Here is a 12,859-nt window from a genome sequence, read left to right as displayed (position 1 = left end):
ACTTGTTCATGAGGTCGGCGGTTGGTATCGCATGATCCCCAGGGCGTAGTCCACGTATTCGGCTGCCAGTTGTTCCGGGGTGAGCCGACCGTCGGGCTGCCACCAGGTCGGCAGGGCGGTGCACATCGTGACGACGGCGCGTGCGGCGTCGTCGGGATGCGGTGGCTGGAAGTGTCCGAGGGCACCCGCGGCGTGTACCTGCTCGTCGACCAGCGCTTGTTGACGGTTTCGTCGCCGGCTGACGTTCCGCTGGTTGGACGGTTCGAGCGCTCGCACCTCGCTGGAACCGAGAAATCCGAGCCGGCGGCGGTGCGTGTGGTAGAGCGCGAGGTTCTCCACGAGCGCACAGAACTTCCCGACGGCGTCGTCCTCGCTCGCCGCCGCGGCCGCGGCTCGCCATTCGAGATCCGCCATCGTGCGGTCGAGGATGTCGACCAGGATGAGCTGCTTGCTCGGGTAGTAGTTGTAGATCCCGGGCACCGACATCCCGCACCGCGTGGAGATCCGTCGCATCGTCGTCCCGTGATATCCGACCGCCAGGAACTCCTCGACGGCGGCCAGCAGGATGGGGGAGAAGTCGAGCGGGCCGTACTGCCGCCAATCCCCGTGAACGACGGCCGCGGCCGGTGCGCCGGTCGCCCCACGCCGCGGCACCGTGCCCTCGATGATCTGGGTGACGCCGACCCCGAGAGCGGCCGCGATCGCCTCGAGCCGATCGACGCGCAGGCCCGTTCTCCCGTTCTCGATCTGGCTCAGCGTCGCGGGACTCACGCCGATGGAGGCGGCCAACGACCGTAGACTCACCCCGGCGGCCTCGCGCGCTCGCCGGACCCGCACCCCGGCGGCGGACCGGGCCGTACTGTCGTCGATCGGCTCTCCCCGGGACACGCACCGCAGTCTAGGTTCTCCGGATGGGCCCGGGCGAGGAGGTGCGGGCCCGTCGGCGCCGCGTTCGCTCTCGGCGTAGCCGCCCGGGAACACCGCCCCGGCCAGCGCAGTTGTACTGTGCACATCCCCGCCGCATCGGTGGATCCATGCACTCTGCGCAGGCGTTAACTGCAGGTGCACCCGAGACGACCTCTAGAGTGGAAGCAGGCTGGTCGTCGTCTATCCGCACCGGTGGTCCTCCGGGACCTCCGAGGTGGTCTCCGCGGCGGCCGGGGCGCTAGCAATGTGAGGGAGAACAATGTTCGAACGGTTCACCGACCGCGCGCGTCGGGTTGTGGTTCTGGCCCAAGAAGAAGCGCGCATGCTCAACCACAACTACATCGGTACCGAGCACATCCTCCTCGGCCTCATCCACGAGGGCGAGGGCGTGGCCGCCAAGGCGCTCGAGTCGCTCGGGATCTCCCTGGAAGGGGTCCGCAGCCAGGTCGAGGAGATCATCGGCCAGGGCCAGCAGGCACCGTCGGGACACATCCCGTTCACCCCGCGCGCCAAGAAGGTGCTGGAGCTCTCGCTGCGCGAGGCCCTGCAGCTCGGCCACAACTACATCGGTACCGAGCACATCCTGCTCGGCCTGATCCGTGAGGGCGAGGGCGTCGCCGCCCAGGTGCTGGTGAAGCTCGGCGCCGACCTCAACCGGGTCCGCCAGCAGGTCATCCAGCTCCTCAGCGGATACCAGGGCAAGGAGCCGCAGGAGGCGGGCACCGGCGGACGCAGCAGCGAGTCCGGCACCCCGTCGACCTCGCTGGTCCTCGACCAGTTCGGTCGTAACCTGACCGCCGCGGCCTCCGAGGGCAAGCTCGACCCGGTCATCGGCCGGGAGAAGGAAATCGAGCGTGTCATGCAGGTGCTCAGCCGCCGCACCAAGAACAACCCGGTGCTGATCGGTGAGCCCGGCGTCGGCAAGACCGCCGTCGTCGAGGGCCTCGCGCAGGCCATCGTCAACGGCAAGGTCCCCGAGACACTCAAGGACAAGCAGCTCTACACCCTCGACCTCGGTTCGCTGGTCGCGGGCAGCCGCTACCGCGGTGACTTCGAGGAACGCCTCAAGAAGGTGCTCAAGGAGATCAACACCCGCGGCGACATCATCCTGTTCATCGACGAGCTGCACACGCTCGTCGGCGCAGGTGCCGCCGAGGGCGCGATCGACGCCGCCAGCATCCTCAAGCCGAAGCTGGCCCGGGGCGAGCTGCAGACCATCGGTGCGACGACCCTCGACGAGTACCGCAAATACATCGAGAAGGACGCCGCCCTCGAGCGTCGCTTCCAGCCCGTGCAGGTCGGCGAGCCGTCCGTCGAGCACACCATCGAGATCCTCAAGGGTCTGCGCGATCGGTACGAGTCGCACCACCGCGTCTCCATCACCGACGGTGCGCTGGTCGCGGCTGCGACGCTGGCCGATCGCTACATCAACGACCGGTTCCTGCCGGACAAGGCGATCGACCTCATCGACGAGGCCGGTGCGCGGATGCGCATCCGCCGGATGACCGCGCCGCCAGACCTGCGGGAGTTCGACGACCGCATCGCCGATGCCCGCAAGGAGAAGGAAAGCGCGATCGACGCGCAGGACTTCGAGAAGGCCGCCAGCCTCCGCGACAAGGAGAAGCAGCTGGTCGCCGAGCGGGCCGAGCGTGAGAAGCAATGGCGCAGCGGCGACATGGACGTCGTGGCCGAGGTCGACGACGAGCAGATCGCCGAGGTCCTCGGCAACTGGACCGGTATCCCGGTGTTCAAGCTCACCGAGGAGGAGACCACCCGTCTGCTCCGCATGGAGGACGAGCTGCACAAGCGGATCATCGGCCAGGAGGACGCCGTCAAGGCGGTGTCGAAGGCCATCCGTCGTACGCGCGCAGGCCTGAAGGATCCGAAGCGTCCGTCGGGCTCGTTCATCTTCGCCGGCCCGTCCGGCGTCGGTAAGACCGAGCTCTCCAAGGCGCTCGCGAACTTCCTGTTCGGCGAGGACGATGCGCTCATCCAGATCGACATGGGCGAGTTCCACGATCGCTTCACGGCGTCGCGCCTGTTCGGTGCGCCTCCCGGATACGTCGGCTACGAAGAGGGCGGCCAGCTCACCGAGAAGGTGCGCCGCAAGCCGTTCTCGGTGGTGCTGTTCGACGAGATCGAGAAGGCCCACTCGGAGATCTACAACACCCTGTTGCAGGTCCTCGAGGACGGTCGCCTGACCGACGGTCAGGGTCGCACGGTCGACTTCAAGAACACCGTGCTGATCTTCACCTCGAACCTCGGTACCTCGGACATCTCCAAGGCCGTGGGCATGGGCTTCTCGTCGAGCGACGGCACCCAGTCGAACTACGAGCGGATGAAGCAGAAGGTCAACGACGAGCTCAAGAAGCACTTCCGGCCCGAGTTCCTCAACCGCATCGACGACATCGTCGTGTTCCACCAGCTCACGCGTGAGGAGATCATCCAGATGGTCGATCTCATGCTGACGCGCGTGGAGGGTGCGCTGAAGAACAAGGACATGGCGCTCGAGGTCACCGACCGCGCGAAGTCGCTGCTGGCCAAGCGTGGGTTCGATCCGGTGCTCGGTGCACGTCCGCTGCGTCGTACGATCCAGCGCGAGATCGAGGACCAGCTCTCGGAGAAGATCCTGTTCGGCGACATCGCTCCCGGACAGATCGTGCTGGTCGACGTCGAGAACTGGGACGGCGAGGGCGACGGCGAAGACGCCCGGTTCGTCTTCACCGGCTCGGAGAAGCCGCGCATGGTTCCCGACGCACCGGTCGAGCTCACCAAGGCCGGCGAAGCCGACGCGAGCTGACACCAGGTCCGTCTGAGCTGATCTGACACCACTGACGGCGGCGTCACCCGACAAGGGTGGCGTCGCCGTTGTGGTGTTTCCTGGGACGGATTGACACAGGCGACGTGGAGTGTCCCAGCGCCCGATAGCATCGACCTGTGACGAGCGATACATCAGAGGTCGGGCGCAAGTCCCGGCAGGACCAGCCCACCATCACCGTCGAGCGGGATGGCGAGATCGCGATCTTCCGGCTCAACCGGCCCGATCGGCTCAACGCCTTCACCCTGCAGATGGGTGAGGAGTTGCGCGCCGCGTTCGACGACACCGACGCCGATGACTCCGTCCGAGCGGTGGTGATCACCGGCAACGGACGCGCGTTCTGTGCGGGTGCGGATCTCGAGGCGGGTGGATCGTCGTTCGACGCCTCGTCTGCTGTCGAGTCCGATGAGATTCCCGCGGACGAGGGCGGCAAACTGACGCTGCGGATGTTCGCCTCGCTCAAGCCGATCGTGGTGGCCGTGAACGGGCCGTCGGCCGGTGTCGGCGTCACGATGACGCTGCCCGCCGACGTCCGCATCGCCTCGGAGGATGCGAAGTTCGGCTTCGTCTTCGCGGCGCGAGGCCTCGTACCCGAAGCCGCGTCGAGCTGGTTCCTGCCCCGGCTCGTCGGACTGCCGACCGCACTGCAGTGGACGATCGGCGCCAAGATGGTCCCGGTCGCCGAAGCCCACGAGCGCGGACTGGTCCAGCAGGTGGTGCCCAAGGAGCAGGTCCTCGACACCGCGATCGCCGTCGCCCGCGAGATGACCGCGAACAGTGCGCCCGTCTCGGCGGCCCTGACCCGGCAGCTGCTCTGGCGGATGGCCGGTGCGCCCAGCCCGCTTGACGCCCACCACGCCGACTCGAAGGCGATCTTCTACCGCGGGCAGTCCGGTGACGTGTACGAAGGCGTCATGTCGTTCCTGGAGAAGCGTCCGGCGACCTACCCCAACACCGTCTCGGACGATCTGCCCGAGATCTTCTGACCATTCAGTCGAGGGTCCCGGCCTGGCTGCCGATCTCGAGTACCACGAAGATCATCACCAGCTGGATGGCGCAGCACCACGCTGCGGCCGGCCACGCCGGGAGTCCTCGGCGCACGCGGCGGACGACGAGGGTCACCGACACCGCCAGCAGCACGATCGCGGACCCGATGCCCACCCCGACGGCCACCTCGGTCCAGACCGGACTCCCGCACGCCTCGTAGGCGCACGCGTCGGTGACGAATGCCGTCAGCGCCGCGGCGGCGACCGTGATCAGTGCCAAGACGGCGTGCACCAACCCCAGCGTCACCGACGCGAACGCGTCGAGGGTCGACACGGGTGGCGGCGGTGGGGGATTCTCGGCGGTCTCCTCGGTGGGCATCCGCCGAAGATAGCGTCGGACATTCTCCCGCGGGACCGGCTCGCGGTGAAAAAGTCCTGCAAACAGCCCGTGTGAACTGGGTGAACATCCGAACACGCCGGACATAAACGGTGGCAGTGCTCATCGACCGCGGTTATCGTGGCGACAGAGCAGGCCAGACCAACGAGAGGAGGTGACGCAGATGTCGATGGGTGACAAGGCTTTCGCCGGCGAGTGGCGGACGGCCCCATCCGAGCGTCGATGCGGACTGAAATCCGACGGCAGGCCCGGACCGATCACATCACGCGTCACCAGTTCCTGAGGTCATGAACCTCGGTGGTCGGCGCACTCACTCGCCCACGCATCGAGGAGCTGTCATGACCATCTTCGTCACCAATGCCGGACTGCAGATCCTGGCGCGCGTCACCTGGCGTCGTGCGGCCGTCCTGCTGACCACCGAGGTCGCGCGGAACGTCGAGGGCACCCCGCTGGTTCGCGTCGTCCATTCCCCGACGCTGTCGCTGCCCATTCACAAGGTGGTGGCGATCAAGCGAGATGCCTACCGCCCGTTCGCCGGTAAGACGATGGACTCGTATGCGTCGAACGCGACCATCCTGCGCCGTGATCAGTGGATCTGTGCGTACTGCGACGGACCGGCAGACACCGTCGACCACATCGTCCCGGTGTCGCAGGGCGGCCCGAGCACGTTCGGCAATCAGGTCGCGGCATGCAAGTCCTGCAACGGGTTCAAGGCCAACCGGACGCCACGCAAGGCGGGGATGGCCCTGCGGCACGCACCGTTCGTCTACGACCCCTGGGCGGCGGACCAGAAAGAGGTGTGGGAGATGTTCACCCTGCATCCGAAGACCGATTGAGGCTGACGCCGATTCGTTGACGACCCGTGATCAGGTCGGCAGCGGGTCGGCGCCGCGCTCCTTGAGCAGCATCGTCATCACCCCGATCTCGTCGCCCTGGTCCCCGATCATCATGAGCGCCAGATCTTTTGTCGCGGACCCCGAACGCGCGTCGTTGTAGGCCGCCTGGGCCATCGACATCCCGCCGCGATGGTGCCGGATCATCAACTGCAGGAACAAGATCTCCGCCTCGTCCGGTGGCAGCGTGGAGAGTCGGCCGACCTCGTCGATGCTGGCCATGCCCGGCATCGGCGGAAGCGAGTCGTCGGGTCCGGCGCCGTGGTGGGAGTGCCCGCCGGACATCCAGGACATCGGCTCCGTCGAGGTGATCGGCTGGTCGAACCACTGCAGCCAGCCTCGCATGGTCGCGGTCTCGGCGGTCTGCGTGTACACGATCCGGTCGGCGACACCGCGGATCTGCGGTGTGACCCCGAGTACCGCGCCGATCGTCCGCGACATCAGGATGGCCTGGTCGTGATGCGTCGACATGTCCTGGGCGAACCCGATGTCCGACAGGCTCATCGCGGACGAGTCGTGGTCGCGTCCCGGCCACACCGCACCGATGACGACGCCCATGGTGACGAGCAGGGCGGCGGTGACGCCGAGGACAGCCGCCCGCACCAGCGGGACGCCGGGCCGACGACTGCTCATCCGATCGAGGAGTTCTGGTCCGGCGGCGGGGTGTACACCGCGGGACTCAGCCGCAACACCTGGAAACCGCCGTCGGAACAGGTGACCCGCAGCTCGTTGCCCCGGAACTCCGGCGGGGACATGCACCAGTCGGTCGACATGTCGCCGCCGACGACCATTCCGCTACGCGGACCGACCATCTCGTTCAACCGGACCTTGCCGTTCGCGATCGACATCCCGAGACTGAGGAATTCGACGGCGGGCACACCCAGCAGCGAACCGACGACGTGCGGCGAGTTGGGTGTCTCCAGCAGGGTCGTGCCGGTACGGGCCGGCGGGTTGTAGTAGGCGATCTCGCGAATCCGGTCGAGGTCGCGGATGTCGAAGACGCGGATGCCCGACGACTCCCAGCCGCATGCCAGGGCGGTGGGATCGTTCGGCCGGTCGACCGCGCAGTAGTGCGGATTGCTGCTGAACAGCGAACCGCCGGTCGACGACCGCAGGTTGGTGTCGAGGTTCTCCGGGAGATTGATCTCGAGTTTGATCTGCGCGGTGTAGCGGGGTTTGTTCACCCTCGTCACGTCGAAGATCTTCACCCCGCCGGAGCCGGCCTCGTCCGCGGTGACGATGTGCGGCCGGCCGCGGTAGGTGATCGGGATCGAATGCTGGTTGAGCTGGCCGTCGGGCCACAGATACGCGGCGACGTGGGGGACCTGGGGGTGCGGCCGTCGGCGCTGGACGTCGCTGATGTCGAGCACGGTCACCCCGGCCATGTTGGACAGGAACATCCGATTGCCGTCCGGCGAGACGCCGAAGCCGTGCCCGAGAAACGAGTGGAGCCCCTGCCAGATGACGCGGGGCGACCGGGGATCGGCGATGTCGATCGCGCTGAGGTGACCGGGGAAGACGCCGGAGGCCCAGTAGGTGCGGCCGTCGGGGGAGAAGCCGCCCTCGTGCGAGGTGAACGGGAGTGGCGTCGACGTGCCCGGTCCCCTGTTGAGGAGTTTGGGGCGGGCGCAGTCGGAGATGTCGTACACGGCGAAGAAGCCGCCGCCCCACAGCAGCGGCACCGAGGTCGCGGCGAGGAGCTTGCGCTCCTTGTTGACCTTCAGGGTCTCCCAGGTGCCGCCGCGCATCGCCGGGTCGGTCAGCGAGCCGACCACTCGCGGTGCGCGGGGGTTCGAGGCGTCGATGACCTGAACGCCCGGCGGGTTCACCCAGTTGTTCCCGGGGAACAGGCTGCCGGTGTAGCTGCAGTGCTCGAAGTTCGCCGACACGATGCCACCGCCCGCGCCGCGCACCCCGCCGAGTCGCGTGATGTTGCAGCGGTAGCCGCGCATGCTGCGTCCGGACAGGCGATCCTCGGCGCTGACGTCACCCTGCAGGCCCGGTTCGGGTTGCGACCCGGGGCCACACTCGGCCTGGGGAACCGAGACCTCGGAGATGTCGGGGAACAGGTGGTTGGCCGCCTGTGCGGGTGCGGCCACCAGCATCGTGGCGAGGAGTGTCGCGCCGGCGGCGAGACACGTGACGGCGCGGGACCGTCGGCGCCATCGCCCTGCCGGGCGGGCCGAAACGTGCGCGTCGAATCGAACTGGCATCATCGCATCCCCCGATCGTGATCTGAGTCACGCTAGCGGGCGGGGTGAGACGACACGGCGGAATCGTCGAATCGGCCCCGACGCAGACAACCGGCCCGGGATCGCCGGACCGGCTGTCGATGGAGGGGATGGAACCCGGTCAGACGGCGTCGCCGCCGTCGATGCTGCCGAAGTCGCCGACCTCGACGTTGCCCTCGTCGTCGACGGCGGTGTCGAAGGTGCCGTCACCGTCGGTGTCGGCCACTGCGATGTCGGTGAGACCGTCGGCGTCGGTGTCGGCTTCGATGACGTCGATCTCGCCGTCGGCATCGGTGTCGTAGGCGATGGAGTCGGCCTGGCCATCGCCGTCGGTGTCGAGGATGGCGTCGGTGGTGCCGTCACCGTCGACATCGGTGAGTGCGGCGTCGACGGCTCCGTCGCCGTCGGTGTCGACGAGAACGGCGTCGGCGGGGATCTCGGTGCTCATGGTGGGTCCTTCCACGTGGATCGCTGAGGGTGGTGGAGCGCTGCTGTTGCAGTGCTTCCGGGCGGTTCGTGTACTTGGAGGCGGCACCCGGGGCGAATGTTCCCGAGATGCCAGGAGTCGTTCGATCGGCTGATCCGAGGACCGACTACCGTTTGTCGTACCACTCGACTTCGGAGGTTCACTGTGCAGCAGATCGGCGTCATCGGCGGAGGCACCATGGGTGCGGGCATCGCGGAGGTGTGTGCCAAGGCGGGCAGCGACGTCGTGATCGTTGAGGTCAAGCAGGAGTTCGCCGACGCCGCGCGATCGCGGGTGGAGAAGTCGTTGGCCAAGGCGGTCAGCCGGAACAAGCTCGCCCAGGACGACGCCGACGCCGCGCTCGGGCGTCTGCGGGTGACGACCGACTACGCCGACCTCGCCGATCGGGAGCTCGTGATCGAGGCGGCCCCCGAGATCGAAGAGCTCAAGCGCGAGATCTTCGCGAACCTCGATCAGGCAACCGGCGCGAACACCATCCTCGCCACGAACACGTCGTCTATCCCGATCATCAAGGTCGCGACGGCGACCAAGACGCCCGAGCGCGTCGTCGGCGTGCACTTCTTCAACCCGGTGCCGGTGATGCCGCTGGTCGAGATCATCTCCACGCTGACGACCGCGCCCGAGACGGCCGACGCCGTGAGCGCATACGTCACCGACACCCTCGGCAAGACCGCGGTCCGCGCGGGCGACCGGTCCGGTTTCATCGTCAACGCCCTGCTCATCCCATACCTGTGTCAGGCGATCCGGATGTTCGATTCGGGTTACGCCTCGGCCGAGGACATCGACCTCGCGATGAAGGGCGGCTGCGGATACCCGATGGGCCCGCTGACCCTGCTCGACACCATCGGCCTCGACGTCACGCTGTCCGCCGCGGAGTCGCTGTACGCGGAGTTCGCCGAACCCCACTATGCGCCGCCGGCCCTGCTGCGCCGCATGGTCGACGCCGGCCGCCTCGGACGGAAGACCGGTCGCGGTTTCTACACCTACTGATCCGGCAGAAGACAGACGCCGAACCCCGGCTCACCTTCGGGTGAGCCGGGGTTCGCTGCATCCGGGGCGGTGTCGCACCGGGCTGTCGACCGATGTGTCGACACGCGCTACGCTGGCCACGACACAATCAGACAACACTTGTTATCAGAATGGGCGGGGCCATGACGCAGGGCGATCAGCGCATGTCGCGGACGGAGATGGACAACATCGACAGCAGCTTCTTCGCGCGCTCGCTGCTGTCGATGGGGCAGACGATGAGCACGACGAACGTGATCATGCAGCTGGCGAACCCCGCGGTCGGATACGGCGTCGCACACAGCAAGGTCGAGAACGGGCGACTCGATCGTCATCCGGTCAAGCGCGCCCGGACCACCGCGTCGTACCTCGCGGTCGCGATGCTCGGCAACGCCGACGATCGGCGCCGGTACCGGCACGCCGTCAACCGGCAGCACGCACAGGTGCGGTCGGACGAGAACAGTCCGGTCGAGTACAACGCGATGAACACCGACCTGCAGCTGTGGGTCGCGGCGTGTCTGTACTACGGCTGGGAGGACATCTACGAACGGGTGCACGGCCCCCTCCACGGCGCGGATCGCGAGAAGTTCTACCAGCAGGGCAAGGTCTGCGGCACGACGCTGCAGATGCCCGCCGAGGCCTGGCCCGCCACGCGCGACGAGTTCACGGCCTACTGGGACGACCAGGTCTCGCGCATCGAGATCAGTGACGAGATCCGCGACTTCCTGCTCGACATCGCGAACTTCGGCTACGCGCCGACCCGCATCCAGGAGAAGTACGGCCCGGTCAAACTCCGCCGGACCATCGGCTATCTGCCCCAGCCGTTCCGCGACGCTCTCCGGGTCGAGTGGACCGACGAGGACCAGGAGTGGTTCGACGGCTACGTCGCCGGGCTGGTGGAGAAGGGGCGTCGCACGCCGCTGTGGCTGTCCCGATTGGGTTTTCGTCTTCTGCTCGCCGATGTTCGGCTTCGGGTCCGGATGGGACGGCCGCTCGTCTAGGGGAGAGCGGCGCCGCTGCGGCGAGCGGCCAGGAAGGCCAGTGCTCCGGCGACCAGACACGCGACGGCTCCGACCGCGAGACCGACACGCGCGTCGAAGGTCTCGATGATCGCGCCGACGATCGGACCCCCGATCGGCGTCGACCCCATGAACGCCACCGACCACAACGCCATCACCCGACCCCGCATCTGCGGTTCGGAGTTGAGTTGCAGCGTGGCATTGCCGGTCGACATGAACGTGACACTCAGCCAGCCGACTCCGACGAGCGCACAGATCGCAGTCGGCAGATTCGGTGCGAGGGCGGTCGCCCCGACCGCGACGCCGAAGCCGAACGCGGCCAACGTGAGTGGGCGCAGGCCGGTCGTTCCGCGGGCCGCGACCACCAGGCCGCCGACGACCGCACCCACACCCATCGCCGACGTCATGAAGCCCAGTGCCTCGGGCCCGCCGTCGAACACGAAGTCCGCGACGGCCGGCAGGGTGACCGGAAAGTTGTACGTCAACGTCCCGACGAGCGCCATCGTGGCCAGCGGAATCCAGAGTGCGGGGCTGCCGCGGACATATCGGAGACCCTCTCGCAGCTGGCCTTTCGCGCGTGGGATCGGGGTCTCCGTCGTGATCTTCGACGAGTCGAGCGCGAGGAGCGAGGCGACCACGGCGACGAAGCTGACCGCGTTGACGGCGAAGCACAAGCCGGATCCGACGAGGCCGAGGACCACGCCGGCGACGGCCGGACCCACCGCTCGGGCGGCGTTGACCATCACCGAGTTCAGGGTGACCGCGTTGCGTATCAGGTCCTTGCCCACGATCTGATGGATGAACGCCTGGCGTGCCGGCTGTTCGAAGGCGTGCCCGAGCCCGAGCATCACCGCCAATACGCCCACGTGCCAGACCTCCACCACCCCGGCGAGCGTGATGACGGCGAGTGCCGCTGCCAGCAGGCCCATCATCGACTGCAGGACGATCAGCAGTCGGCGCCGGTCGACGCGATCGGCGATCACCCCGGCGTACGGACCGATGAGCAGGACGGGCAACGCCTGGAGGGCGACGATGAGCCCCAGCACCGATGCCGACCCGCTCAGCGTCAGGACGAGCCACGCCTGCGCCGTCGCCTGCATCCACGAACCCGTCATCGAGACGGCCATCCCCGCGTAGAACAGCCGGTAATTGGGGATGCGCAACGACGCGAACATGCTCGTCCGGTCCGACTCGACGGGGGGATGACCGCCCGGCTCACGGTCCCGCGAATCGTCTTCGATCTCGGGAACGCGCTCGTCGGTCATCGACGACCATCGTAGGCGCGCGGCGTGAGCCGCCGGGGTGACGCACCTCCAGTAGGGTCGGCAAGATGACTCAGACGGTGATCGTGTCGGGTGGGACTGGCGGCCTCGGGTCGGCGGTCACCGGGAAGTTGCTCGACGACGGCAGGCGCGTGGTGGTTCCCTGGATCGCCGAGTCCGAGTTGTCGAGGCTGCCCGAATCGGACCGGCTGGTCGGTGTTCACGCCGATCTCTTCGACGAGGCGTCGGTGGCCGAGGTCGTGGCGGTCGCGGCCGGTGACGCGTCGGCGCCGGTGACCGCGGTGGTGAATCTGGTGGGCGGTTTCGCGATGGGGGACCGGGTCGACGCCACGCCGGTCGACGAGTTCGAGCGCCTCCTGCGGCTCAACCTGCGGCCGCTGTATCTGCTGTCCGCGGCGGCGATCCCGAAGCTCGTCGAGGCCGGTGGCGGGTCGATCGTCGGGGTGTCGGCGAAGGCGGCGTTCGCACCCTTCTCCGGTGCGGCGGGCTACATCACGTCGAAGGCGGCGGTGTGGGCGTTCATCAGTGCGCTCGCCGCCGAGTACAAGTCCGACGGCGTCCGGGCCAACGCGATCTTGCCGTCGGTGATCGACACCCCGGGCAACCGGGCGAGTCAGCCAGACTCGTCCCGCGCGGGTTGGGTGTCGCCGGAGTCGATCGCGGAAACGATCTCGTTCCTGGTATCCGATGCCTCCAGCGCGATCACCGGAGCGCAGATCCCGGTGCCCGGCGTCGGCTGAGCCCGGCACGATCGGAGATCAGGCGCACAGTCGACGGAATCAGACGCACAGTCGACGGGGCCTCGAAACCGCT

At 67.7% G+C, this 12,859-nt stretch carries 12 protein-coding genes; 6 read left to right on the top strand and 6 right to left on the bottom strand.

What is annotated here, in order from left to right; genetic code table 11:
- Positions 1-6 precede the first annotated feature (6 nt).
- Complete coding sequence (locus MHN80_RS06175; protein WP_239400278.1) at positions 7-888, bottom strand: TetR family transcriptional regulator; 882 nt, start codon at positions 886-888, stop codon at positions 7-9.
- Between the two features lie 298 nt (positions 889-1,186).
- Between MHN80_RS06175 and MHN80_RS06170 the strand changes: the two genes are divergently transcribed.
- The gene (locus tag MHN80_RS06170; protein ID WP_004020727.1) at positions 1,187-3,727 is read left to right on the top strand and encodes an ATP-dependent Clp protease ATP-binding subunit; all 2,541 of its coding nucleotides are present in this window, start codon (positions 1,187-1,189) and stop codon (positions 3,725-3,727) included.
- A gap of 137 nt (positions 3,728-3,864) precedes the next feature.
- The gene (locus tag MHN80_RS06165; RefSeq protein ID WP_064569226.1) at positions 3,865-4,731 is read left to right on the top strand and encodes an enoyl-CoA hydratase-related protein; all 867 of its coding nucleotides are present in this window, start codon (positions 3,865-3,867) and stop codon (positions 4,729-4,731) included.
- A 4-nt stretch (positions 4,732-4,735) separates the two neighbouring features.
- Here the strand turns inward: MHN80_RS06165 and MHN80_RS06160 are convergent, their stop codons facing one another.
- Entirely contained in the window at positions 4,736-5,110 is a 375-nt protein-coding gene (locus MHN80_RS06160; protein ID WP_064569227.1) for a hypothetical protein, read from the bottom strand.
- Between the two features lie 356 nt (positions 5,111-5,466).
- On the opposite strand from MHN80_RS06160, the gene MHN80_RS06155 reads away from it, so the two are divergent.
- Positions 5,467-5,964 (top strand): HNH endonuclease, encoded by a 498-nt coding sequence (locus MHN80_RS06155; RefSeq protein WP_004020724.1) that lies wholly within the window; start codon positions 5,467-5,469, stop codon positions 5,962-5,964.
- Between the two features lie 30 nt (positions 5,965-5,994).
- On the opposite strand, the gene MHN80_RS06150 is transcribed toward MHN80_RS06155, so the two are convergent.
- From MHN80_RS06150 to MHN80_RS06140, 3 genes are all read right to left on the bottom strand, one after another.
- On the bottom strand, positions 5,995-6,654 hold the full coding sequence (locus MHN80_RS06150; protein WP_239400276.1) for a DUF305 domain-containing protein: 660 nt from the start codon (positions 6,652-6,654) through the stop codon (positions 5,995-5,997).
- Positions 6,651-8,126, bottom strand: coding sequence for an LVIVD repeat-containing protein (locus MHN80_RS06145; RefSeq protein WP_239400348.1), 1,476 nt, complete (start codon positions 8,124-8,126; stop codon positions 6,651-6,653). Before MHN80_RS06145 ends, MHN80_RS06150 begins: the two co-directional genes overlap by 4 nt.
- Before the next feature lie 247 nt (positions 8,127-8,373).
- Positions 8,374-8,700, bottom strand: a complete 327-nt coding sequence (locus MHN80_RS06140; protein ID WP_239400275.1) for a hypothetical protein — start codon at positions 8,698-8,700, stop codon at positions 8,374-8,376.
- A gap of 183 nt (positions 8,701-8,883) precedes the next feature.
- On the opposite strand from MHN80_RS06140, the gene MHN80_RS06135 reads away from it, so the two are divergent.
- Both MHN80_RS06135 and MHN80_RS06130 read left to right on the top strand, forming a co-directional pair.
- Complete coding sequence (locus tag MHN80_RS06135; RefSeq protein WP_004020720.1) at positions 8,884-9,729, top strand: 3-hydroxybutyryl-CoA dehydrogenase; 846 nt, start codon at positions 8,884-8,886, stop codon at positions 9,727-9,729.
- Between the two features lie 149 nt (positions 9,730-9,878).
- Positions 9,879-10,745, top strand: a complete 867-nt coding sequence (locus MHN80_RS06130) for an oxygenase MpaB family protein (protein ID WP_374206310.1) — start codon at positions 9,879-9,881, stop codon at positions 10,743-10,745.
- Here the strand turns inward: MHN80_RS06130 and MHN80_RS06125 are convergent.
- A complete protein-coding gene (locus MHN80_RS06125; RefSeq protein WP_239400272.1) occupies positions 10,742-12,028 on the bottom strand; it encodes an MFS transporter in 1,287 nt (428 codons plus the stop codon). The genes MHN80_RS06130 and MHN80_RS06125 overlap by 4 nt on opposite strands.
- A 65-nt stretch (positions 12,029-12,093) precedes the next feature.
- On the opposite strand from MHN80_RS06125, the gene MHN80_RS06120 reads away from it, so the two are divergent.
- Entirely contained in the window at positions 12,094-12,786 is a 693-nt protein-coding gene (locus MHN80_RS06120; RefSeq protein WP_239400270.1) for an SDR family NAD(P)-dependent oxidoreductase, read from the top strand.
- The last annotated feature ends 73 nt before the right edge of the window (positions 12,787-12,859 follow it).

The sequence above is a fragment of the Gordonia sp. McavH-238-E genome (genome assembly GCF_022348225.1).
GTDB lineage: Bacteria > Actinomycetota > Actinomycetes > Mycobacteriales > Mycobacteriaceae > Gordonia > Gordonia terrae.
Note: the sequence above shows the minus strand (reverse complement) of the source record. Positions and strands in the feature narration are given on the sequence as shown.

Coding starts and splice junctions, on each gene's coding strand:
- MHN80_RS06170 (WP_004020727.1), top strand. CDS start 1,187: ATGTTCGAACGGTTCACCGACCGCGCGCGTCGGGTTGTGGTTCTGGCC.
- MHN80_RS06160 (WP_064569227.1), bottom strand. CDS start 5,110: ATGCCCACCGAGGAGACCGCCGAGAATCCCCCACCGCCGCCACCCGTG.
- MHN80_RS06155 (WP_004020724.1), top strand. CDS start 5,467: ATGACCATCTTCGTCACCAATGCCGGACTGCAGATCCTGGCGCGCGTC.
- MHN80_RS06150 (WP_239400276.1), bottom strand. CDS start 6,654: ATGAGCAGTCGTCGGCCCGGCGTCCCGCTGGTGCGGGCGGCTGTCCTC.
- MHN80_RS06145 (WP_239400348.1), bottom strand. CDS start 8,126: ATGCTGGTGGCCGCACCCGCACAGGCGGCCAACCACCTGTTCCCCGAC.
- MHN80_RS06140 (WP_239400275.1), bottom strand. CDS start 8,700: ATGAGCACCGAGATCCCCGCCGACGCCGTTCTCGTCGACACCGACGGC.
- MHN80_RS06130 (WP_374206310.1), top strand. CDS start 9,879: ATGGGCGGGGCCATGACGCAGGGCGATCAGCGCATGTCGCGGACGGAG.
- MHN80_RS06125 (WP_239400272.1), bottom strand. CDS start 12,028: ATGACCGACGAGCGCGTTCCCGAGATCGAAGACGATTCGCGGGACCGT.
- MHN80_RS06120 (WP_239400270.1), top strand. CDS start 12,094: ATGACTCAGACGGTGATCGTGTCGGGTGGGACTGGCGGCCTCGGGTCG.